General features: G+C 55.2%; 21 protein-coding genes. 5 read left to right on the top strand and 16 right to left on the bottom strand.

Going from position 1 to position 23,478, the window contains the following annotated elements:
* Positions 1-94: 94 nt before the first annotated feature.
* From PSTEL_RS09985 to PSTEL_RS09940, 10 genes are all read right to left on the bottom strand, one after another.
* Positions 95-1,468 carry an ABC transporter substrate-binding protein gene (locus PSTEL_RS09985; RefSeq protein WP_038700570.1) on the bottom strand — a complete coding sequence of 458 codons (1,374 nt, stop codon included), beginning with the start codon at positions 1,466-1,468 and terminating at the stop codon, positions 95-97.
* A gap of 128 nt (positions 1,469-1,596) precedes the next feature.
* The gene (locus PSTEL_RS09980; RefSeq protein ID WP_038694984.1) at positions 1,597-2,421 is read right to left on the bottom strand and encodes a carbohydrate ABC transporter permease; all 825 of its coding nucleotides are present in this window, start codon (positions 2,419-2,421) and stop codon (positions 1,597-1,599) included.
* On the bottom strand, positions 2,418-3,380 hold the full coding sequence (locus tag PSTEL_RS09975) for a carbohydrate ABC transporter permease (protein WP_038694982.1): 963 nt from the start codon (positions 3,378-3,380) through the stop codon (positions 2,418-2,420). The genes PSTEL_RS09980 and PSTEL_RS09975 overlap by 4 nt, the downstream gene beginning before the upstream one ends.
* A gap of 293 nt (positions 3,381-3,673) precedes the next feature.
* Positions 3,674-4,609, bottom strand: a complete 936-nt coding sequence (locus PSTEL_RS09970) for a 1-phosphofructokinase family hexose kinase (protein WP_038694980.1) — start codon at positions 4,607-4,609, stop codon at positions 3,674-3,676.
* A 75-nt stretch (positions 4,610-4,684) separates the two neighbouring features.
* Positions 4,685-5,329 carry a serine/threonine-protein kinase gene (locus tag PSTEL_RS09965; protein ID WP_038694978.1) on the bottom strand — a complete coding sequence of 215 codons (645 nt, stop codon included), beginning with the start codon at positions 5,327-5,329 and terminating at the stop codon, positions 4,685-4,687.
* 147 nt (positions 5,330-5,476) lie between these two features.
* Positions 5,477-6,313, bottom strand: coding sequence for a MurR/RpiR family transcriptional regulator (locus PSTEL_RS09960; RefSeq protein ID WP_052098334.1), 837 nt, complete (start codon positions 6,311-6,313; stop codon positions 5,477-5,479).
* A 30-nt stretch (positions 6,314-6,343) separates the two neighbouring features.
* Positions 6,344-7,102, bottom strand: a complete 759-nt coding sequence (locus PSTEL_RS09955; protein ID WP_038694973.1) for a PHP-associated domain-containing protein — start codon at positions 7,100-7,102, stop codon at positions 6,344-6,346.
* Positions 7,074-8,237 carry an ABC transporter ATP-binding protein gene (locus PSTEL_RS09950; protein ID WP_038694971.1) on the bottom strand — a complete coding sequence of 388 codons (1,164 nt, stop codon included), beginning with the start codon at positions 8,235-8,237 and terminating at the stop codon, positions 7,074-7,076. Before PSTEL_RS09950 ends, PSTEL_RS09955 begins: the two co-directional genes overlap by 29 nt.
* A gap of 1 nt (position 8,238) precedes the next feature.
* A complete protein-coding gene (locus tag PSTEL_RS09945) occupies positions 8,239-10,059 on the bottom strand; it encodes an ABC transporter permease (protein WP_038694969.1) in 1,821 nt (606 codons plus the stop codon).
* A gap of 17 nt (positions 10,060-10,076) precedes the next feature.
* Positions 10,077-11,282, bottom strand: a complete 1,206-nt coding sequence (locus PSTEL_RS09940) for an ABC transporter substrate-binding protein (RefSeq protein WP_038694967.1) — start codon at positions 11,280-11,282, stop codon at positions 10,077-10,079.
* 281 nt (positions 11,283-11,563) lie between these two features.
* Here PSTEL_RS09940 and PSTEL_RS09935 point away from each other — a divergent pair, with 281 nt between their 5' ends.
* Positions 11,564-12,799 carry an FprA family A-type flavoprotein gene (locus PSTEL_RS09935; RefSeq protein ID WP_038694966.1) on the top strand — a complete coding sequence of 412 codons (1,236 nt, stop codon included), beginning with the start codon at positions 11,564-11,566 and terminating at the stop codon, positions 12,797-12,799.
* Between the two features lie 204 nt (positions 12,800-13,003).
* Here the strand turns inward: PSTEL_RS09935 and PSTEL_RS09930 are convergent, their stop codons facing one another.
* A complete protein-coding gene (locus PSTEL_RS09930) occupies positions 13,004-14,467 on the bottom strand; it encodes an RCC1 domain-containing protein (protein ID WP_038694963.1) in 1,464 nt (487 codons plus the stop codon).
* Positions 14,468-14,600: 133 nt separating this feature from the next.
* Here PSTEL_RS09930 and PSTEL_RS09925 point away from each other — a divergent pair, with 133 nt between their 5' ends.
* The gene (locus PSTEL_RS09925; RefSeq protein ID WP_038694961.1) at positions 14,601-15,764 is read left to right on the top strand and encodes a copper amine oxidase N-terminal domain-containing protein; all 1,164 of its coding nucleotides are present in this window, start codon (positions 14,601-14,603) and stop codon (positions 15,762-15,764) included.
* Positions 15,765-15,956: 192 nt separating this feature from the next.
* Here PSTEL_RS09925 and PSTEL_RS09920 read toward each other — a convergent pair whose 3' ends face one another.
* On the bottom strand, positions 15,957-16,346 hold the full coding sequence (locus PSTEL_RS09920) for a GIY-YIG nuclease family protein (protein ID WP_038694959.1): 390 nt from the start codon (positions 16,344-16,346) through the stop codon (positions 15,957-15,959).
* 20 nt (positions 16,347-16,366) lie between these two features.
* Positions 16,367-16,846 (bottom strand): DUF6530 family protein, encoded by a 480-nt coding sequence (locus PSTEL_RS09915; protein WP_038694957.1) that lies wholly within the window; start codon positions 16,844-16,846, stop codon positions 16,367-16,369.
* Between the two features lie 180 nt (positions 16,847-17,026).
* On the opposite strand from PSTEL_RS09915, the gene PSTEL_RS09910 reads away from it, so the two are divergent.
* Positions 17,027-17,800 (top strand): YqjF family protein, encoded by a 774-nt coding sequence (locus tag PSTEL_RS09910; protein WP_169744560.1) that lies wholly within the window; start codon positions 17,027-17,029, stop codon positions 17,798-17,800.
* 8 nt (positions 17,801-17,808) lie between these two features.
* Here the strand turns inward: PSTEL_RS09910 and PSTEL_RS09905 are convergent, their stop codons facing one another.
* Positions 17,809-18,885 carry a YeiH family protein gene (locus tag PSTEL_RS09905; RefSeq protein WP_156995838.1) on the bottom strand — a complete coding sequence of 359 codons (1,077 nt, stop codon included), beginning with the start codon at positions 18,883-18,885 and terminating at the stop codon, positions 17,809-17,811.
* Between the two features lie 198 nt (positions 18,886-19,083).
* On the opposite strand from PSTEL_RS09905, the gene PSTEL_RS09900 reads away from it, so the two are divergent.
* On the top strand, positions 19,084-19,983 hold the full coding sequence (locus tag PSTEL_RS09900) for a LysR family transcriptional regulator (protein WP_038694955.1): 900 nt from the start codon (positions 19,084-19,086) through the stop codon (positions 19,981-19,983).
* Complete coding sequence (locus PSTEL_RS09895; RefSeq protein WP_038694953.1) at positions 19,980-20,771, top strand: GNAT family N-acetyltransferase; 792 nt, start codon at positions 19,980-19,982, stop codon at positions 20,769-20,771. Before PSTEL_RS09900 ends, PSTEL_RS09895 begins: the two co-directional genes overlap by 4 nt.
* A gap of 156 nt (positions 20,772-20,927) precedes the next feature.
* Here the strand turns inward: PSTEL_RS09895 and PSTEL_RS09890 are convergent, their stop codons facing one another.
* On the bottom strand, positions 20,928-21,722 hold the full coding sequence (locus PSTEL_RS09890) for a TIGR00266 family protein (RefSeq protein ID WP_038694951.1): 795 nt from the start codon (positions 21,720-21,722) through the stop codon (positions 20,928-20,930).
* A 232-nt stretch (positions 21,723-21,954) separates the two neighbouring features.
* Complete coding sequence (locus PSTEL_RS09885; protein ID WP_038694949.1) at positions 21,955-23,394, bottom strand: FAD/NAD(P)-binding protein; 1,440 nt, start codon at positions 23,392-23,394, stop codon at positions 21,955-21,957.
* Between the last annotated feature and the right edge of the window lie 84 nt (positions 23,395-23,478).

The following is a 23,478-nucleotide window of genomic DNA, read 5'->3' as shown; positions in this document are numbered from 1 at the left end:
GAACAACCATTTTAATGGACCTCCAGGTAAAAACAGACAAAAAACCGCCTGAACGCTTCTCCAGCGTTCAGGCGGCTGTTCCTGTACAATCCGATTATTTGACGGAATCGTTGTACTGCTTGATTTTATCCGTAATTTGGGTCGCAGCGTCCTGCAGAGCCTGCTTCGGCTGCTTCTTGCCATTCAGCGCTTCTTCAATCGCGCCTTCCACGATCTGGCGGGCTTCCGGGAATACGCCCATTACGGCGCCGGACGTTGCGTTCGAAGCCGTGGAAGCGTGAAGCTGATCGACCGCCGTCTGGAACTGCGGGTATTTCGCCATGTTATCCTTCAGCACCTGCTGGTCATAGGCCGCCTTGGTGATCGGGAAGTAGCCGGTGTTCACACTCCAGTTGGCCTGTGCTTCCGGAGAAGCGACGTATTTGATGAACTCCCACGCAGCCTTCTGGTGATCATCCGGCTTGTTGTTCATAATGTACAGGCTGGCGCCGCCGACTACGACGCCGCCTTCCTTGGCGTCAGCAGGCTTCGGCAGGAAGCCGGTACCTACTTCGAACTTGCCGCCCACTGCTTCGACCATGTTGCGAAGCGATGCGGTGGAGTTCAGCGTCATAGCGACCTGTCCGGCGGCAAAAGCGCTGTCCGTGTCGTCCGTATCGCGGCCGAGATTGGCGACGGCTCCTTCGTCGACCATCTTTTTCCACCATTCCAGCGTCTTCACACCGGCGTCCGATGCAAGCAGCGACTCGGTGGCTGCCGCATCACGGCCGTTGCCGTTGTTGACATATTCGGCATTCTGGTTCGCGAACAGCTGCTCCATGAACCAGCCGTAAATCGCGATTGCCGCTCCCGGCTTGCCGTTCTTCTCAAGCGCCTTGGCCGCGGTCTCAAATTCCTCGAATGTCTTCGGCGGCTTCTCCGGGTCCAGACCCGCGGCCTTGAAGGCATCCTTGTTGTAATACAGAATCGGGTTCGATGTATTGAACGGCATGGCGTTCAGCTTGCCGTCGATTGTGTAATAGCGGATAATATTCGGCTCAAGCGCCGACAGGTCGAAATTGTCCTGGTCGACGAACTGCTGCACGGGAGTGATCATTTTGGAATCGATCATGAATTTGCTGCCGATTTCGTAGACCTGGATCAGATCGGGCCCGCTGTCAGATCCGAGCGAAGCCTTAAGCTTGTTCAGACTTTCGTCATACTTGCCTTGAAAAATCGCTTCGACCTGAACATCGGGATGAGAGGCGTTAAAATCGGATACGAGCTGCTTGATCGCCTTCTCGTTCGTTCCCGACATGGAATGCCACCACGTAATCTTGACCGGGGCAGCCGCAGCAGAGCTGGCAGGACTTGCCGAAGCCGTTGTTTCGTTGTTAGCAGACGCTGAATTCGCTGCCGCGTTACTGGCGTTCGAGTTATTGCCGCATCCTGCCAAAGCCGCCATACTCAAGGCCAGCGGAAGCACCATTCTTCTCTTGAAGAACAGCCGGCCGAGTTTCTTCCTCTTCATGATCTCAATCTCTCCTTTGTTTATCTGATAATTGTATGCATCATCTGCAAAATGCAGTTGACTCCCCGGATTAGTCGAAGACTGTCCTAGCCCTTGAGCGCGCCAGCCGCCATGCCCCGAACGAGCTGCTTCAAGCCGAAAGCAAGCAGGAACAGCGAAGGCAGAATGGCGAGTGTAATGCCGGCGAATACCAGATTCCAGGAGGTCGATTCCTGAAACTCCAGCATCGAAATTCCGATTTGCACGGTGCGCATGTTCTCGCTGTTCGTAATGAGCAGCGGCCATAAATAGGAGTTGTACATATTCAGAAAGGAATAGACCGCAAGCGTGCCAAGAGCGGGTCTGGCGAGCGGCAGGACATGGCCTGCAAAATACCGGAGATGGCCGCAGCCGTCCATTTTGGCCGCTTCCAGCAGCTCCTTAGGCAGTTGAAGAAAGAACTGCCGCAGCATGAATGTCCCAAACGCCGTTGCCAGAAAGGGAATGATTAAGCCCTGGTACGAATCGAGCCAGTTCAGGCTCCGTACGATGAGATAGTTCGGAATCATCGTCGCTTCCCAAGGGACCATCATCGTGGCGACGAACAGGCTGAACACCAGACTTTTACCCTTGAAATTCAATATGGCAAAAGCGTATGCCGCCAGGCTCGCCGTAAGAAGCTGGCCCAGCATGACGATACCCGAGACGAGAAATGTATTTCCGATAAAGACCGCGATCGGCACGATGCCGAACACTTCCGTGAAATTGGCCGGGTTGAATGAATGGGGCACAATGGAAGGCGGATAGGCGCTCGCCTCTTCCGGCTTCATGACCGACATGAACAGGCTGTACACAACCGGATACAGCACAAGAAGAGCGGCGACGGCAAGGATCAGATAGACGGTGGCCGTTCTCGCATGGAATCTTCTCATTGATAATGCACCTTTCTCTCCACCCATTTAAATTGAATCAAGGTCAGGAGCATGATCACGGCGAACAGCAGAAGCGACTGGGCGCTGCCTGTGCCGAAGCGGAAATTAACAAATGCTTCCCGGTAGATGGAGTAGACGAACACATCGGTCGAGTTCATCGGCCCGCCCTGGGTCAGAATATGAATCTGGGCGAAGGACTGAAAGGCGCTGATGACCGAGACGATCAGCACAAAGAACAGGGTCGGGGACAGCAGCGGAACAGTAATTCTGCCGAAGGTCGAGATTGGACCCGCTCCGTCGATCTTCGCGCTCTCATACATCTCCTCCGGAATTCCTCCTAGCCCGCCGGAGAGAATGATGAAGTTGAAACCGAGATTCATCCAGATTGTCATGAGCGATACGGAGAGCAGCGCCCAGCCCGGGTCCGTCAGCCAGGAGATGGGCGGCAGTCCCGCCAGCTCCAGCCCGTAATTCAGCATCCCGAGCGTCGGGTGAAACAGGAACTTCCAGATAACGGCGGAAGACCCGACGGACAGCACCATGGGCAGCGAGAATGAGAACTGGAACAGTCTTCTTCCGCGCGGGAGATGATGGGCAAGGGCCGCAAGCAGGAGCGCGAGCAGAATGCTTGCCGGAACCGTGTACAGGGCGAACAGCGCCGTTACCCGGATACCGGAGAGGAAATCACCCGATGACATCAGGGCGCGAAAATTATCAAGTCCGATGAAGGAATGAATACGTCCGGCCGGATCGGTGCTGTGCATACTGAGATAGACCGAGCGAAGAAGCGGATAGAACAGGAACACGCCGAACAGAAGCAGAGAAGGCGATAAAAAAATGTAGGCCAGCAGATTCTCCCTGATCTTCAATCCCCGAAGCGTCTGAGACCGCCTTCCGGACTCCGCTGCGCTTTTCCCTGTTCGGGCCGGCAGATTCAAGTGATTATCGAATTCGCTCAAGGCGCTTGCCTCCTTTTTAGGAATGAAATCCATATCTATAACCCTCTGCCAGTGTAAAGCGTGTATGTAAAGAGACAACTCCCCGATCTTCAATCCGGGGTAAAACTTTCGGCCAAGCGTTAACGGAATGATAACGGAGGACTGAACGCCCTTTCGCCCTGCGGCACATAACAATAAACGAAAAAGAAACCCAAGGCCGTAAAAAGACCTGGGTTTCTCGACAATCTGGATATCCGCGCTCTCATGGGCCGGGGCAGGCAAGAGCGCTTCATTGTCTCAGCCTGACGTTCGTCTTATCCCTTCTGCCCTCCGGTCATGGCCTTGTACAGCCGCTCGGTATCCTCACGCTTGCACAGCTCACGCTCGGGGTTCATGACGGCGGCTGCTCCGGATGCGACGCCGAAGGTGACGGCATCCTTCAGGGAACCGCCCTGCGACAGACGGTATACGATGCCCGCCACCAGGCTGTCGCCTGCGCCGACGACACTCGCCACAGGGACTTCCGGAGCGGTGATATGCTCCGTTCCCTCCCTGGAGATCAGCAGGGCGCCCTTCGGCCCCAGCGACACGACAACCGTCTCGGACTTGCCTTCATCAATCAGCTTATTGGCCGCGGCCTTCGCATCTTCGTCGCTCGCAAGTGTCATCCCTGTCAGTTCCTCAAGCTCGCGGGCGTTCGGCTTCAGCAGGAAGACGCCCGCATCTGCTACCGGCTTCAGGGCTTCACCCGAGGTATCGACGATGACGCGGCAGTTCCAGTCCTTCACGGCGGTGATTACTTTGGCGTAGAAGTCCGCAGGACATCCAGGGGGCAGGCTGCCGCTCAGCACCAGATAATCCGGCTTCTGCGGAAGCCGCAGCAGCGATTCCAGACAGCTGCGGATATCGGCATCGCTGAACTGCGGACCCGGCATGTCGAACCGGAACTGCTGCCCGGTCGATTCCTCCAGGACGATCAGGTTCTCCCGCGTCCGGCCGGAAATCGGGATGGCTTCATGGCCCACGCCTTCTTCCTGCAGCATTTCATGCAGCAGCTCGCCATGAAGCCCGCCCGACGTGTACAGGGCGAGCGCCTCGCCGCCCAGCCGGTGAATGGCGCGGGATACATTGACGCCCCCGCCTCCCGGCTTGTACGAAGCTTCCCGGCACCGCAGCTTATGGTCGGGAACTACTTTTCCGATGCTGGTGCTGGAATCGACACTTGGGTTAACGGTTAATGTGATTATCATTCGGACATCTCCTCTATATGAACAGTCATGATCCGGATAACCGTATCATGCTCTAGTACCCGCTTATGCTATCCCTCATCGGCTGCGACCCTGGCTCTTGCGCCACAGACGGTATCCCCTGCGGACTGCCTGGAGCACGGCGTCGGGAACCGGAACCGCATGGCGCGAAGCCAGCGGCCGGTACAGCCGGTAATAGGCTTTTTTGAAATCCTCCCACATCATGCAGTCTTCCCGCTTCAGAAAATCCGAAATGTCCACGACCAGCCCGCGCCCGTCCAGCTGCATCACATTCTTGGCATGTACATCATGGGGATGAAGTCCCCTGGCCTTGGCATCGCGCAGTGCTTCGTCGATATCCCGGACCGCCTGCTCGGCGATCGGCACCCCCCGCTTGATGCAGTCGTAGAACGTAATGCCCCGAAGACGTCTGAGGACGAGGAAGCTCCCCCCGTCATGCAGCAGCTCGGAGAAGGCCGGATGGCTTCCAAGCCTGGTATAGACTTCCGCCTCTTCCCGGATTCCCGGCCTGCCGGGGGCGTAGATTTTGACCGCATAATCTTCGTATTCCGGATGATAGAGCACCGCGGCATAGTTGCCCGAGCCGAGCAGCCGCCATGACTCCGGCACCTCCCGGACCTTAATCGGCTCTTCCGGATCGACGCTCTCCAGGATCAGCTCTTCCAGCAGCTCCTCATGTATGCTGTTCAGCAGTTTATCCATGCTCTCTCCCCCATGTTCTGGAGCCATTCCACTCTGGCTGACTACTTCCGCTTCCCTGTCCTTCTTCCAGTTTATAGCATGGACATCAAAAAGGCACCCCATGGGCGCCTTTTTTCATGAAAGTCCGCATTTTGCCGTCTCTAGTCATTATATCTGCTTGGGTAGCCACTTCCGGTAATGCTGGCGCAGCCTGTTCAGCTCATCCCCGTTGGCGTAGGCCTGCTGCTCCCGGCGTTTGCCGACCGCCACAATCAGCGTTTCGATCATGGCAATCGGCGCCACCATCGAATGAAATTCCCACAGCTGGCCGCGTGCGGTGTACAGCACATGATCCGCCTTCTCCAGCATGCCGCTGACCGCCAGATCGGTTATCAGGAGAGTTCTGCAGCCGTGCTCTTTTGCAAAATCAAGCAATACGGCGATTTCCGGGGATTCGGATACGAATCCGAAAATGACAATGACATCCTTCTCCCCGATCTGCAGCAGGCTCTCAAACAGCTCATGCCCGCCGCGGCTGATCCGGCGAACGCCGACGCCGAACCGGGTAAGCCGGAAGTCCATCAGGGCGGCCAGGCATTCCGCAGAGCCCGGACCGTACAGATGAAGGGTGTCTGCGGAGCTAAGAACCTCCACCGCCTCTTCAAAATCCCTCTCCTCCAGATGATCCGCCGTCTGCCGCAAATAGTCCGCCGTTCCGAGGACGCTTGCTCTGGCTCCTTGCCCTTCGCCAAGCTTGTCGAAGGCGGAATGCAGCTTGCGGGCGGACGATGACAACTGCTCCTCCCTGACCTTTTGCTTGAAATCCTTCAAATTCCGTGAGCCGATCTCACCCCAGAACCGCGATACGGTAGAGGTGCTGACCTGGCACGCCTGTGCCAGATCATCCTCGACCATGAGCGGAATATCCTCGATATGCTTCGTTATATAATCGGCGATCCGCTGGTGACCGCGCGAGAACTTTCGTCCATCAAAAAGAGTGTTCATATTCAACATCTCCTGCTATGAGCGTTACGATTACACCACTTCCGTCTTCTTCTTCAACAGCTGCTTGACCAAATTTGCCGCGCGCACCTGAAGATTAAGGCTCGGGGACACAACACGTTTGTAAGCACCGGACCGGATAGCGTCTTTAAGTTCTGCAACCGTCTCGAAATCTCCTTCAAATTCGTTGTACACGCAGCCTACCTGGAACATTTGATGCGCGTCGCTTCCCGCCACAACGGGAATGTTCAGCTTGGCGCCAAGGCCCAGTACTTTCGAAGTGTTCTCCTCGATGCCGATTTCATGCAGATCTTTGCCGTTCAAATCGAAGGCGTCGAAACGGCTAAGCAGCTCCCGGTCAACCTGATAGAGCGGATTGGACTCGCGGAAGGGATGTCCCCCTATGACCATCATGCCCCGGGGCTCACATAGCTCAAACAAACGTTCCAGCCGGATGAAGGACCCTTCAGTGGTGTGCTCCTCCAACAGTTCACGGATTTCCAGAAGCTTATCCTTCGGGCCGCTAACCAGAATATGGCCGCCTTCAGCCACATCGACCTCGATTCCTGTGAAGATTTTGAACCCGTCCCGGTCATAGTAGTGGTTATTGCACGGAAACAGCTGGTCCAGCGTTCCGTATACCTCCCCGAAGCGGTGGGTGTTGAAATGCTCGGTCAGCGTTATGGCGTCAAGCCCGTGTGCCCGCGCCTCATCCAGCATGCTGTTGAAGTGCGTCAAGTCGAATTCCGTCTTTTTGGATAATTTAACGTGAATATGAAAGTCGATTTTCATGAAGTGTATCCTCCAATATGTGGGTTAGCGGAACAAGGTTCTCAAGCCGGCTACCTGTCCGTTTGTCATACAGATTAAGTCTCTCTCTGCGCAGCGCGGCATAGCACATATCACCGGGTTCTGCATCCGATTCGCCCATCACCCGGGCCATTAATACCGCTTCGCCTGCTCTAAGCTGCACCAGCGTCTCCGCTCCGGCAGGAAATACTGCCTCGACTACCGCCGGCACGCTATCCTGCGAGTTCTGTTCGCTCAGCCGGATTTCCTCCGGCTTAATCGTCAGGACCACTTCGCCTTCATGCAATAGTCCCCCGCCTTCCAGCGGAAACAGGCCGATCTGTGTCTTCAGTATACGCCGGCCATTCTCAATGACAATACGCCCGTTCAGGTGATTCAAATGCTGGCCGCCATTGCCGATGAACTCCGCCACCTGCAAGGTGCGCGGATGCTTGTACAGATCACGGGGCTTATCAACCTGGACGATTTGCCCGCCGAAGAAGACGGCTACCCGAGTCGACAGCGACATGGCCTCATACTGGTCATGGGTCACATAAATAATGGTCGTGTTCAGCTCCTGATGGATGCGCTTCAGCTCGGTCCGCATTTCAACGCGGAGCTTCGCATCCAGATTGGACAAGGGCTCATCGAGCAGCAGAATTTCGGGACGGGTGACAATGGCCCGGGCGATCGACACCCGCTGCTGCTGCCCGCCCGACAATTCGCCTGGATACCGGCCCGCAAGCTCCGGAATCCGCATTTTCTCCAGGGCTGCTCCGACGCTCTCCGCAATATTCGCCTTCGGCATTCTCCGCACCTGCAAGCCGAACGCCACATTGTCAAAGACGGTCATATGCGGCCACAGCGCATAGCTCTGAAACACCAGACTGAGCCCCCGCTTGGCGGGCTCGACATGAAGTCCGGAAGCGCCCTCCGCCACCGTCCTGCCGCCTATGGTGATCACGCCCCTCTCCGGCTGATGAAGCCCGGCGATGGTCCGCAGCAGCGTCGTCTTTCCGCAGCCCGATGGGCCGAGAAAGGTCATGAACTCCCCTTTTTCGACGATAAGATCGATGCCATGCAGCACATGCTTGTTTTGCAGGCTTACGTGAAGATTGTTAAGTTCAATCGCGTCCATGTTATCCACCCCCTATCCCTTTGCTCAAGTCGGCTTTTCCGAACCTGACAGCCAGGAAATATACGGTAATGACGATAATGGTAATGATCATGAGGATGACGTTCGTCAGCTGCTGGTAGCCCTTCTCGGCATAATAGAAGGTAAGCGTGGTCAACGTCTCCGTCTTCGGTGTTACCAGCATGATAATGAGCTCCATCTCCTTCATCCCGCCGATGAACACAAGGAGAAAGGTTGACACCAGGCTCTTGCGGCTGAGCGGCAGCAGAATCCGGCGGAGCCGTGTTAACCAGGCGCCGCCGATTCGCGCGGCTTCCTCCAGCTCCGCTCCGATCTGCATCATCGACGCGCTGCCGGCCCTTACGGTGAACGGAAGCTCCTTCACGATCGTAATCAGGATCAGCAGCGTAATCGTTCCGTACAGAGCCGGTAGAATGAGGCCCGGCTTGGCGAACATGCTGATATAGATTGCTGCGAGCGATATTCCCGGAATGAGATAAGGCAAGAACGAGATTTGATCCACGGCCCGGCCAATCCAGGACTCCTTGCCGCGCGAGGCGGCATAACCCAGCAGCAGGCCGATTACGGCGGCGGCAATGGAAGCAGCCCCCGCGATCTGCAGCGAGTTTTTCAAGGCAAGCAGGAAATTGTCGTTCAGCAGAACGCCTTTTTCCCCGGTGTTGATCGACGGATCAGAGGCCCCCCACCAGTAATGGAACGTGAAATTACCCGGAGTGTAGCTGCCTTCCTTGAGCATGAAGGTCTGAAGCAGCAGCACAAGCAGCGGTACGGCGGACCCCGCCGCCATCAGAACGATCAGCGCGCCAGTAACCGGAATTCTCCACCGGCCGAGCCGGATCGGCGTCCGGGGACCGTCCTTGCCGGTAACCGTTACATAGCTGCGCCGCCGGCCGATCATACGCTGATTGAGATAAATGAGCAGCATGGATATCAGCATCAGCGTCAGGCTGAGCACATTGGCCTCCGTCGTAAGCCGCGAACGCATGCTGGAATAGAGCATGGTCGATATCATATAGAAGTTGACGGGCGTTCCGAGCAGTGCCGGAACCCCGTAAGAGCTGATTGCTTTGGTGAAGATCAGAATGAACCCGGATAACACGGACGGCAGCACTAGCGGCAGCACAATCCGGCGCAGCACCGTCAGCCTCCTGGCTCCGGCCACGCTCGCCGCTTCCTCCAGCTGGCTGTTCATCGAGCTCAAGGCAGAGCCGACAATAAGGAAGAAATATACGCTGTCGTGAACGGATAGCGTAATGACGACCGGAACAAAGCCATAAGAGAGCCAGTCCGGAGGAGACACATGGAGCAGTGATTGCAGAATGCCCGGTGTCCCTCCGATCTTGCCATTCTTGAAGAAGGTCAGCCATGCCTGTGACAGCATCCATGACGGAAGCAGATAGGGAATCAGCGCGAGAAACGATATCGCCCGCTTGAGAGGGAGATCGCTTCGCGTGACCAGCCAGGCCAAGCCGCAGCCAAGCACCAATGACAGCGCGGAGACAGCAACTCCGACTGCCAGCGAGTTGAGCACAGGCTTGTAGAACAGCGAGAAGCTCATATCGCTTGCCAATACACGATTCCAGTGATACAGGGTAAAATGGCCCGGCATCGCCTCCGCTGTCAGCCGGACATCCTGCTGCTTCCAGATCAGCGTTGAATACAATATTTTCAGAACCGGCCACACGATCAAGTAGGATAACATCAGAAGAGCCGGAATTCCGATCACATACACCGGATTAAGCAGCCGGTTCAAAACACGGTTCCGCACTCTGGTCCGAACGGAGGCCTCCCCGATTCCCAGCATGTTCTCCACTCCCCGCATTATTTCTGTTTGATCCAGAAGTCACGCACTTTGGGAGCGGTATTATACAGCTTCTCGCCGTCGAACAGCCACAGATTGAGCTGCTCGAAGGAGACAGCGTTCTTCGTCTTGACATCGGATCGCGGAACCCATGAGCCTACTTTATTGAAAGGGTTCAATCCTTCCCCTGTTCCGTCCGTCTCGCCCATCATCCAGCGGATGAACAGCTTGGCGGCAGCTTCATGAGGCGCTTTGTTCGCGATGAAGAGATAGCCCGAATCCGGGACGGATGTCTTGGGCTTGATATCATAGATCGGCTGGATATTCCACCCGTTCTCCTCGTTCTTGGAGACATCGCCCGAGACGGCGATTCCGACCGCATCGCTCTTGGCTTTGCCGATGGCGTCCAGAACATCATCGCTGCCTTTAAGAACGATCAATCCGTTCGCGAACAGCTGCTTGATGAACTCATAGCCCGCATTGTCGGTGCCATGCAGCTCGATGTCCTTACCGAACTTCTCTTTGTAGGCGGCCGCCATGTCGTCGCTGTTGATCACCATGGTTGTGAACAAATCCATAAAGGCTGGAGAGCTCAGCGGATCGGCGGTATATACCTTCCCCTTGAACTCCGGAGCCGTCAAATCCCACCAGTTCGTCACCGGAGCTTCCTTGTAATATCCGGCGTTATAGAACAGTGTGCGAAACTCTACATAATTGGCGTAGGCCTCCGCCTGAGTGCGGTATGGCTCATCCACTTTGGGGGCGATATCCGCCGGCAAATATTTAATATAACGGCCGGTCTTGACCATTTCCTCTTCGACTGCGCCGCTCACTTCTTTCGTAATAATTACATCCGGGTTAAACTGCCCGGCATCCTGCTCCTTTGATACTTTGTCCATCATCTCATCCGATTTGACCTTACTTACCTCCACCTTGATTTCGGGATACTTCTTCATGAAGGTCTCGGCGGCATCGTTGGCCCGTCCGGATGTGGAGTAGACTACCACTTTGCCTTCCTCTTTGGCCTTGGCGTACAAGGCATCTGCCGATTCGTCATCTGCGGCGGCCGTCGCAGTAACGGCACTTGAAGATGGCGAAGCCGATTCACTTGCTGCATTTGCGCTTGTGCCGCTGTTCCCGCCGCATGCTGTCATCAGCATCATCGAACAAGCGAGCAAGAGGGCCACGGATACGGACTTGGTTTTCTTGTGAAGCCGGGTTTGCATTGGACACTTTCCTCCTAGCGATTGACCCTTTCGGGCCATATCTATTGGATTGCTCTACCTGTCCAAGTATAGAGACAGATTGTTAATAAGGTGTCAGTACAATGCTAACGTACGGTAAAAATATTTCATATAAATTTTTATGATAATTAAATACCATTATTAAGTCTCTTATTTCATCTCTTGATTCTTTCATTTAATGAAGCATGATATTTGTCAATTTTTTTATGTTCCATTCTTGATATAGTATTAGAAAAATTTTCGGAATTTGGAGGGACTACGAAATGTACTGTGTGCAAGCGATCGCCTCGGGGATTTATTGGGTGGGCGGAACGGACAAAAGGCTGGAGAGATTCGAGAACATGTTCCCGCTGCCGAACGGAGTCGCCTATAACTCCTACCTCATTATGGATGACAAAACCGCGCTGATGGACACGGTGGACGCCGCGATCAGCGCGCAGTTTCTGGAGAACATCGAGTTCGTGCTGGAAGGCCGGCCGCTGGATTATCTGGTGGTGAACCATATGGAGCCCGACCACTGCGCCAATATTGAAGAGCTGCTTCGCCGTTATCCGGAGATGAAGCTCGTTGGCAACAAGAAGACCTTCCAGTTCATGGAGCAGTTCTACACCTTCAGTGAGCCCGATCGTTATATTATTGTAAAAGAGGGCGACGAGCTTCCGCTCGGCTCCCGGACGCTGCGCTTCTTCATGACTCCTTTCGTACACTGGCCGGAGGTCATGTTCAGCTACGAGGTGTCGGAGAGCATTCTCTTCTCGGCGGACGCATTCGGCTGTTTCGGCTCGCTGTCGGGCAATATATTCAGCGATCAGACGGACTTTGAGGGCGTCTATCTGGAAGAATCCCGCCGGTACTATTCCAACATCGTCGGCAAATACGGTCCTCAGGTGCAGACAGCGCTCAAGAAGCTTGGCAAGGTCGACATCAAGATGATCTGTCCGCTTCACGGACCGGTATGGCGCGACAACCTGGATTATATTGTCGGCAAATACCGGCAGTGGAGTTCTTATCAGCCCGAGAAGCAGGGCGTCGTGCTCGTCTACGCCTCCATGTACGGCAATACGGAGAACGCCATGAATCTGATCGCAGGCAAGCTTGCCTCCCGCGGTGTGAAGGACATCCGCATGTACGACGTCTCCAAGACCCATCCTTCCTACATCATTGCGGACGCCTGGAAGTTCAGTCACCTGGTCTTCGGTTCGCCTACCTATAATCTGGGGCTATACCACGGCATGCAAGCCCTCCTTCATGAAATGGCCTCGCTGAATCTGCAGAACCGCAAAGTTTCGCTCGTCGGCAACTACACATGGGCCAATGCCGCCATCGACGAGATGACCGATATCCTTCAATCCATGAAAAAAATCGAGTTTGTCGGCGAACCGTTCGTCATCCATTCCGCTATCAAGCCGGAGCAGATGACAGATCTCGACCAGCTTGTGGAAGACATTTACGCCTCACTGACAGCAGAGACAGCGGAGGCGGCGGGATCTGCTGTATAACAAACGCCGCCCTGAAGCCTAATCGAAACTAAACCTCATACGAAAGGCCGTTCTCGGCCGGAACGCGTTTACCGCATGTCCGGCCGGAGAGCGGCCTTTTTTTACATTTGAGAATAATATGACAGCTTCCGCGTCTATCGCATAACCTTGGAATCCGCATCGAGGCCATCGCTCTGCTTGGTCCGCTTATTAGAATTAATGGATCTATTCCGCCCCCAGAGTGACTTCTCCGGTCGTCCGGTCCCAACTGTAAGGAATTCCTAACAGTCCGGTAATCTCTTCCAGCGGAAACTGCGTTGCATCGGCCAGATACTCAATATTCAACTGGCTGCTGATCGGCTTGCCGTTCATAAAGACCACCTGCGGCCTTGTCATGTTGACGGCCAGCGTCTGTCCGCCGTAGGCCAGGTTCCAGATATGGAACTCGTTGCCGTAATGGGCAGGGTCCGGATCGGAGTAGCCTGAGGTCACCTTGACTCCGAGCGGCTTAAAGACGCTTGTATAAGGCACATAGAGCTTATCCTTTAGGATAACTGCCGAGGCGTAGAAGCTCACGTCCTTCCCGTTCACCTTCCAGCTCAGCGGCTGCTGGACCTGCACCGGCACAATGGCCTTGTCACTCACCGGTCCGCCGCTGCCGGATGCCATTCCGGCATACGTTCCCTGTCCCCAGGACAGGAGTGTTCCATCCTTGCGAAGCGCATAGCCCGTCATTCCTGTAGATCCCCATACTGCCGTTATGCCGTCCAGACCCTGAATCTGAAACGGCTTGGCAAGCGAACCTGCGTTATAGTCCCACTCCCAGACGGTTCCATTCTTCTTCAGTATGAACAGGCGGTTAAAACCGGACGCCAGATCATAGACACCGCTGAGGCCGGGAACCGCCTTCGTCTTTCGCTCATTGGAATTCCAGCTCAGCACCTTCCCGTCCGCCTGAAGCAGGAAGGCATCATTGTAGTTCGAGGTCATGCGGGTTACAGACGATGCGACCGGCTGCAAGGTGGACGGATCGCCTTCCTGGACATACCGGCCGTACACATCATTATAGGTCCGGACGGAGCTTACCTTGCCAGCCTTGTCCAGAAACAGCGCGTAATTGCCCACAGCAGCGGCCGTTTTGGCGTTCTTGACAACTTGAAGCTTCGCATATTTGACCACCATTTCCCCTTGGGTCCCCGAGAAGGTCTTATACCATAATGTCGCGGTTCCGTCTGTGTGAACGGCGATGCTTCCGGCATTCGGAGCAATATAGGCGACATCTTGAAGACCGTCCAGCTTGACCGGAAGTCCCCGCTTCTGATACGGCAGCGCCGCATCCCCGGCTATGTAAGGCGAATAGGTTTCGCCCCATGCCCAGACCTCGCCCTGCCGGGTCAGCGCAAAGGACTGATTGTTCCAGGCGGATACCTGAGTGACGGCAGACGGCCCCGAGACTTTTCGAGGGATATACTGATCGATGCTCGTCCCGTCTCCCACCTGCCCGTTCTTGTTGTAGCCCCAGCCCGTCACGCTTCCGTCGCTCCAGGCGGCGAGGCCATGCCCTTGTCCGCCTCCGGCGCTGACCGGACGAACTGCGGACTCTGCCCGCACATCGCCTCCCGTAAAACATAAAGCGGTAGATATGACCGCCATGACAATCCCCAACCTGCCCCATACCTTCAGCTTCATTCCGCTCTCTCTCCTTATGATTGGTGTGAATTTGAGACTGTGCCGAAACTTTCGGCGGCTCTTCCCCGTCTATAGTCTATATCACCAGTAAATATTTGTATGTTTATTATTCGAAAGGAGCTTTTCCACTCCGATGAAAAAATGGCTGCTCATTCCCATAACAGCTGCTACCCTGCTGCTCTCCGCTGAGGCGTTAACGCCAACGGCCGCCTATGCCACGGAATCCGCCTACGTCCGTTTGACCTTCACGAACGGCGGCACCCTGTCCGTCGGCTCCACAGGCAACGCGATCATTAAGAATGGCGTTGCTTATTTACCCGCGTCTACTGCCGAAGCTGCCGGCATTACCGTAACAGTTGACGCACCCAGCAAACGTGTCTCCTTCAAGGGCTGGGAGAAGAGCTTCGCCGTCCGGGTAGGCAGCCGCAGCGGCATACTGGACGGCAAGCTGGTTGATATCGGCGGCGTTCCATTCGTATCTAACAAGCAGGTTTACATTCCGGCTAAGTTCCTGGTCAAGGCACTGGACGGTGGCAATGTCGTCTGGGATGCGAAGAAGAAGACACTGCTAGCGAACGGGCTTCATATGTTCAGAAGCTATTCGGAGAAGTTCGAAGGCGCCGAATATGCCGTTTCCCTCGACTCCGGCGAGCTGTATGTAACGACAGGCCAGGGGGCGAAGCACAAGATCGCCGATCTCGGCCAATTGCTGGATGTCGTTGATTTTGATTTCCAGCGTACACCCGGCGGTCTCCTGCGGCTGCAGGTCCGAAATGTGTACGGTGAACCGCATTTTAATACAGCCTATGATACATTCATCCTCAAAGATGGTGCTGTACTGCGCAAGGCTCATATTGCCGTGAAGTCGAGTTTCGGCAGTCCGGCCGTCTGGTCAGACGGGAGGCTGATTATGAGCGATGGACGGACACTGCGGCTCATTGAAGACAGGACAGGCCGCGTGTTGGAATCGTACGATCTGTCAAAGCTGATGGGAGATAATGCCTCTGCGGACCCTGCGCTTATCTACCAGGTTGAGGCGTTCGATTCGGACATAGCCTTGATTCGCCCTTACAACACCGGGCTTCTGACTTTGCTCAACCGCAACACCGGTGAACAAACGCTTCTGTACAAGGAGTTCTTCGACGAAGAATTGCAGCAGCAAACCGAAGAAGTGGACCCCATGACCTGGGGAGACTTCCTCACTTATACCGGCCGGACCGGAAATAAGCTTACTTTCACCTACAATACCGGCCATGAGATTATTACGTTCACACATACTTTGCAGACGAGCGGTTAGCAGTCGGTATTAAATCTTACGATATACCGAGATCCGGCGTAGGCTTTCTGACCGGATTTTTTTGCCAACACCATCTCGGTTTCAATCCCCTCCACCGTGTCGAAGCCTGTTCGCAATCATACAAAAAGGACCCGGCCAAGGTTAACCTGACCGGGTCCTGTCTCAATTCGTCATTTCTCCACTGCCGCATCCTTACTTGCGCTTCGGTTTATTGTATCCCTTGTCACCGAATGGCTGCAGCTTATCGATCCACAGCTCCAGAAGAGCATCAACCTCTTCCTGGTAGCTCTTCAGTTCAGCCCGGTCGGCAACGCTCTCCTCACGGGGCTTGATCTGGTCGAGCTCTTCAAAGACAAAGGCATCCCCGCTATACTCCTTCCAGTCCTCCCTCAATTCCATAATGGAATTCAGTTTGGTCTGCTGCATGAAGGCAAGCCGGTTACGCGCTCCGGGCAAATCCATGCTGCCGAGCACCAGAATTTTACCGTTCTTCACATTCCGGATCTGATACACGCCCATCGGGCGAAAAGACTGCGCATAAGCCGAAGCAAGCTCTTTTTTCCTCTGTTTATCCGGCTGCATTTGACATCCTCCTTCTATTATTAATAACCCATCTCTTTCAAAATAGTGGACAGCGTCTTCAGCCGTTCCCCGATCAATTCGCTGTTATCGCTGAGCGCCTGATTGAACAGCTTGATATCCTCTCCGATGCGGTCGTTGTCCGTGCATACCGATACCGTCATGGCGTCGCCCTGAAGCCCGATCCGGTCGATGACCGGATTCTCGGGATCATACAGTTCAGGATACCGATAAGCCTCGCGAAAATGCTCCATGCTGCGCGCGACCAGAATGGCGAGATCCAGCACCCGGTGAAGCGGAAGCTCCTCCGACTGGCGGGACCATTTCTCGCCGGTATAGCGCCATACTTTGGCCGAAATATCGACTTTTCCACGGTCATTCCACTGGGCAAGACCCAGTGAAAGCCCCTTGGCATCGGTCTGATTTGAATTACGGCCGTCTACCTGTTCATAGTTCTCGGATACGATGACCGGTTTATGTTTGAGCGTTGTCGGAATTTTCATAATTAATTTCACCCGTCCTTTGGTTCTGATGAACTTCGTTCACTTATTGCTTACCGATTTCGAAATTACTAATTTACTAATTTACTAATTCAGCAACAACGCTATCATAGGTCAAACACAGCACCGATGTCAACCGGCATTCCTGAAAAAGAAAACCGCTTCATCCATTTCCCCAAACGGATGGAGCGGTTTCAGAATAATATCCGGCTTGCTGGGCATATTCTGAGGCACAGTCAGCATCGCCCCTTTCCGCTTCCCGGCGGATTCTGGGTCATGAAGCAGGTGTGGAACGATCTGCTCTTTCTTCATTGGCCCGCCGATGAAGCGGAGCTGCTTCCCTATGTGCCGAAAGGGGTGGAGCTGGAGTACTATGAAGGACGGCCCTGGGTCAGCATGTCCCCGTTCATCCTAAGCCCTCTGATGCTGCGCGGAACACCGCCGCTGCCCTTCGCAGGCCGTTTCCTGGAGCTTAATCTGCGAACCTATGTCTCACGGAATGGAGTCCCGGGCATCTGCTTCCTGACGCTGGAAGCGTCCAGCCGGCTGGCGGTCGCGGGTGCGAGGATGTTCGCCCATCTTCCTTACCAATACGCCTTGATGAAGGCCGTTCGGCAGGAAGACGGATTTCATTACAATAGTGAAAGACGACGTTTCGGCCGGGAAGCCGCTTTTTCCGCACTGTATGATCCGGCTGACGACGCCGTATTTCATGCAGAACCAGGCTCACTTGTTCATTGGCTGACCGAAAGATACTGCCTGTATGCAGCCGACCGGAAAGGGAACCTCTACAGAGGGCATATCCATCATCTCCCCTGGCCGCTTCAGAGTGCAAGGGTCCGGCTTGAGACGAATACTCTTGCACAATCCTATGGACTCTACCTTTCCGCCGAACCGGCAGTCACTACATACACCACGCGGCTGGATGTGCTGTTATGGGCAGTACAGCGGGTTTAACGATAAGGTTATCCAATACGAAACCAACCAATCAGGGCATACACGAAACCCGACAGCAGCACCGAACCGGTCGCGCCCGCAGCAAGTGGCTTAACCCCTTTCCTGATCAGCGATGCGGCGTTCACACCAAGGCCAAGACCGGCCATAGCCGTTGCCATCAGCTGATAAGCACCGGTTACGACAGCATCGGCTGCCGGAGTTGGTATCAGCTTCAGCGTATTCAGTCCGCTCATAATCAGAAAACCCAGGATGAACCAGGGTACCGGGATCTCCCTCCATCTGGCTCGCTCTGGCTGAGGATTATTACCCGATAATACTTCATTGCTTGTTAGCTGCAATTTCCGCGCTCTCTTCCGGGCATCCCAGAAGCCGATAACCAGCGCGACGGGAACAAGCATGGCTACCCGCGTCAGCTTCACGACAACAGCCAGATCTAGCGCTTCCCTTCCCGCCGGACCCGCTGCGGCGATGACATGGGCGATTTCATGAAGACTCGCTCCGGCGAACACTCCATAGCCTGCCGGGCTTAGTCCAAGCCAGGGGAGGGAAATTGTATATGCAAGCGTCCAGACCGTTCCAAGCAGAGCGACTGTCGCCACGGCGGCTGCCGTCTCCTCATCGCTCGCCTTGATCTGCGGCGAAATGGCTGCAACGGCGGCCGCCCCGCATATGGCCGTTCCGCAAGCCGTCAACAGACCGGTTCCGGGATCAAGCTTCAACAGACGGGCCAGCCCCAGCATAACGGCAAATGTGAAGGCAATCTGTAGGCCGACCAGCAAAAACACTTTAAGCCCCGCGTGCGCGATATCGCTCAAATTCAGCCGCATGCCGAGAAGAATGATTCCGTAACGAAGCAGCTTTTTCCCGGCAAAGGCAGCTCCTTCTTCCGCTCCGGCCGGCACTCCGAAAATCCCTCTCCAGCCCATTCCGAGCAAAATGGCAATAACCAGCTGGCCCAGGATACCGAAATGCGGCAGCTCCGACAGCAATTTGGCGCACACCGCCAAGAGCAGGCAGAGCCCAAGTCCTTTTATGAAATTATGCACGCCCTGCGCATTTGTTAACCGGATATTGACCGTTCGCATGATGAAATCCACTCCTCACGTAATTCCATTAACGCAAGCTCAAGTCCTTGCTGACGCCCCTAATTATAGGTTCGGAAAAGAACAGAGTGAAATACCGATTTGCTATTTCAATCATTAGTTTTTGTGATGATCGTCCTTGTGTACTTCTTCATTAAGCATTAATATCAGGATAAAACTCCACAAAAATGAGGATTCGCTATGATAACCGATGCGATTCGTGTATTTGTTACAGTCGCCGAGGAGCGCCATTTCTCCAGAGCGGCCGAGCGGCTCAATCTCTCTCAGCCCGGGGTCAGCCTCCATGTCCGCAATCTGGAGAACGAGTTCGGCGCACGGCTTTTTAACCGCAATTCGAAACAGGTCAGCCTGACGGAAGCCGGGGAGATTTTGTATTCGCGGGCCAAGGTGATGCTGGGATTGTATGATGAAGCGGCCCAGGCTATTGCGCTGCTGCAGAATGAAGTCACCGGCACGCTGCGGATCGGGGCTAGCTTTACAGTCGGGGAATATGTGCTGCCCGGGCGTCTTGCCGCTTTTGTCCGCCGGTATCCCCTTGTTGAGGTTGAGGTCAGGATCGGGAACACCGAAGAGACGGTTCATGAGGTCCGAACAGGCGCCCTTGATCTGGGTTTGATCGAAGGCGAAACCCATGCGCCGGATTTGAGCGTGTACCCATTTATGAAAGATGAAATGGTCCTGGTCGCCGCTCAAGGTCATCCGCTCGCGAAGGAGCGTTCCATTAGCCGGGAGCAGCTTCAGAAGCAGGTATGGGTAATCCGGGAGAGCGGATCGGGAACCCGTGCCTTCAGCGACAGCTTTATTTCGAAGCACGCACTGGACGTCAAGAAATCGTATATTTTCAACAGCAGCCAGGGCATCAAGGAGGGTGTCGCCTCGGGACTCGGCATCTCAATTCTGTCAAAATGGATTGTGCGGAGGGAACTGGAATCTGGTGAAATTGTGGAACTGAAGGCGAACCAAGGGCGGATGGAACGGGAATTCTCCGTGATCATGCCCAAAACCGGTCCGGCTAACATGGCCGTGCAGGTATTCAAGCAGTCGCTTGATGAACATTCAGCAAAGGAAGTGTCCGAATGATCTCTTTAAACTCGAAGCAATATGGCAGAGCCGAAGAAATTTTGCAGCAGACGCCGATCAACACGCTGTTCGCCAAGGCCGTCCTTCGCGGGCAGGTTCCGGGCGAGGTATTTGCCGATGATGCGGACGAGCCCCGCGCCGTCTATATCGTTCATCCCTACGGGATGTCGCTGCTGGCGGGCGAGAGCGGCAGGCAAGATTTTGCGGAAGAACTGACAGATTACATAAGCAATCGGCGCGGGGTCAGAACGAAGACCGAATGGCTGCAGGTATACCCTCACTCCTGGTGCGCGCTCCTGGGCAATGAGATAGTGAAAGAAAACGGAAAGGTTACCGAATATGCCCGGATCAATTTTGGGTTCGACCAGGAACGGCATCAGCTTAAGGCCTCCGGCATGACCGATTCGAAACCGGAGATCGTGCAGACGGCTCCGGAGCTTTTTGCCAAGCTGGAAGGCGTGGCGCCGAAGCATTTCTGGAGAAGCGCAGAACAATTTAAAGCAAGCGGCATCGGATTTACGGTAGTGGACGGAGGCGAAGCGGCCTCGACTGCCTTTGCGGCGTTTATTGAAGACGGCCAGCTCGAGATCGGAATTGAGAGCATGGAAGGCCATCGGGGAAAAGGGTATGCCTATCACGCAAGCGCGGCGCTGATTGAATACTGCCTGGAGCATGGACTGGAGCCGGTCTGGGCTTGCCGGAAGGGGAACGAAGGCTCCTACAATCTGGCGCAAAAGCTCGGTTTCGTCCCCACTCTAGACCTGCCCTACTACCGGCTGGATGTATAAGCCATTCGCGAGCATAGCAAAAGACCGGATTCCTCGGAATCCGGTCTTCTTCTGCTTCCGCCGCACCAGCCTGCCCGCTGGTCAGGGACAGGACTGTACGCGTACAGCTTATATCACAGTGCAGCTCTTCCGCGACAGCCCGCGGTGAACAGCATCTTATCTGCCGTCCAGCAGATTGCCGAGGCCGCCAAGAATGCTGCCCTCTTCCTTCCGGCCCGTTCCTCGGGCCGCCGACAGGATACGGTCAGCCATCCGGTTGAATGGCAGCGACTGCACCCAGACTTTACCGGGACCGCGCAAGGTAGCGAAGAACAGCCCTTCACCGCCGAACAGCGCCGATTTAATGCCTTTTACCATTTCGATATCGTAATCAATGGAGGAGGTCATGGCGACAAGACAGCCGGTATCCAGCCGAAGTACCTCGCCGGGCTGCAGCGTCTTCTCCATCACATAGCCGCCGGAATGAACGAACGCCAGACCGTCACCTTCCAGCTTCTGCATGATGAAGCCCTCGCCGCCAAAGAATCCCGCTCCCAGCTTGCGCTGGAACTCGATGCCAACGGACACGCCCTTCGCTGCGCAGAGAAATGCGTCCTTCTGACAGATGATCTTGCCATTGTACTGAAGCAGATCAAGCGGAATGATTTTGCCGGGATACGGGGCTGCGAACGTAACAGAGCGTCTGCCGTAATTCCCGCCATGCGTGAACACCGTCATGAACAGGCTCTCACCGGTGAGCACGCGTCTGCCGGCTCCCATCAGCTTGCCCATCAATCCGCCTCCACCGCCGGAGCTGCTGCCATCCCCAAAAATCGTCTCCATGCGGATTTCCGGGTCCATCATCATGAAGCTGCCCGCTTCCGCAACAACGCTTTCACCAGGGTCCAGCTGAACCTCCACACATTGCATTTCCTCGCCCATAATCACATAATCAATTTCATGTGCCGCCATATTCCCTGTTCCTCCTCCGTTTTCTAAGGGGCTGTTATCAAGCCGTCTGAGCGTTAATACGTCCTTTCATCCGGATGGGTTTCACGAGTTCGTCATCTTTTTTTCTCTCCGCAACGAAGCTTATTTTGAGTGGCTAAACTCCCCGGGAACAACGAAAAAACGCCGGGAAATCCGGGTATCGGAAATCCAGGCGTCGTACTAATCGCTCATGAGGCCCCTCATGGATCAAGTTTTAGGACTTCGCTGCTGCCTCGGCGGCAGCCTTCGGCCATTCACCGACAAACTCCTCTTCGCTGTAATTCAGGAAGTTCTTCAGGATTTGTTCCTTATCGTCAAGGAACAGCTGATCCGCAACCCCGGCGACCAGCTTGGGGATCGCATTTCTCGTGCCCGATATCGCCGATGCGGATAGTCCGTTGCTGGCCAGCGCCGAATAATTGAAGACGAACACCCCGTGAAGCCGCTTCTCGCCTTCCTCGTCCCTTCCTTTGACGGCAAAGCCGGTGGTAAGATAGGGATGCATATCGAGAAGCAGATTCTCCTCCCCGGCCGGAGGCGTGTAGTAATCGCTCCAGCGGGCGATATAAGGCCCGATCAGCCGCAGCTCGGGGCGCAGCGCCGGATCGCTGAGCAGCCCGGTGCTGACGATCACATAGTCGAACGTGAATCGTCCCTTCGGTGTCGTGACCAAGACACCCGCGCCGTCCTCCTCGACGCTCAGCCAAGGAGAACCGAGATGCAGTGCGAAGCCGGGCCAGGAAGCGGCCCGTTCGAACGTATCGTTCGTCGGAGGCTGGTTCGTTTTGAAGAAATGGGAGATAACCGTATACTTCTCGGCATCACTAAGTGTATGAAACCGCTCGATCATGCCCGATACCTCCATCTGGCGGATCGGGTTCACGCTCGGCAGCTTCTCCCTGCGCACGAAGACATGGGCCTCCGCAGCGCCTTCGGACAATGCGTGGTTGGCGTTATCGAAGGCGGAAGCGCCGCCGCCAAGAATCCCGATGCGTTTGCCCTTCAGGGCCGCAAAGTCGATTGTCTCCGACGTATGGGCGTACAATCTCCGGGGCAGAGCATCCGCAATCATCGGCGGCACATGCCACTCGCCGCCGCCCTGGATGCCGGTCGCAAGCACAACCTTTCGGGCCAGCAGATAAGTGCCGGGCGCACCCGGGCCTTCAATGTGAAGACGGTGAATGCCTTCCGCCGCCGGCTCCACCAGCGCAAGCTTCACCTCGTTGATCACGGGCAAGTTCAGCACTTTCCGGTACCAGCGCAAATAGCTCATCCATTCACCGCGCGGTATTTTGCCCAGCGTCTCCCAGCTTTCGGAACCGAATCTCGCCTCCCACCAGGCGCGGAAGGTCAGCGAAGGGATTCCCAAATCAATAGAAGTCAGATGTTTAGGCGTCCGAAGCGTCACCATCCGGGCGTATGTCTCCCAGGGACCCTCCTGGCCCTCCGGGTTCTCATCTATAATCAGGATATTCGAAATCCGTTCACGCAGCAGACCGAATGCCGCGCCGAGGCCGCTTTGGCCTCCGCCGACGATGACCACATCGTACACATGACTTTCCGCGGACTCACGGGGCAGCGTCCAATCAGCGCCACCGAAGGCCAGGTAAGACAGATCTCGTGTGACTTGTTCATTCAGGGCTTCCAGACTCATGGCTCTTCCTGCCTTTCCGTAGCATGTTCTTTAGTCCCTATTATATCTGTTGAAGACTCACCTTGAAATGTCCATGGAAAGTTT

The sequence above is a fragment of the Paenibacillus stellifer genome, assembly GCF_000758685.1.
GTDB classification, from domain to species: Bacteria; Bacillota; Bacilli; order Paenibacillales; family Paenibacillaceae; genus Paenibacillus_AQ; species Paenibacillus_AQ stellifer.
Note: the sequence above shows the minus strand (reverse complement) of the source record. Positions and strands in the feature narration are given on the sequence as shown.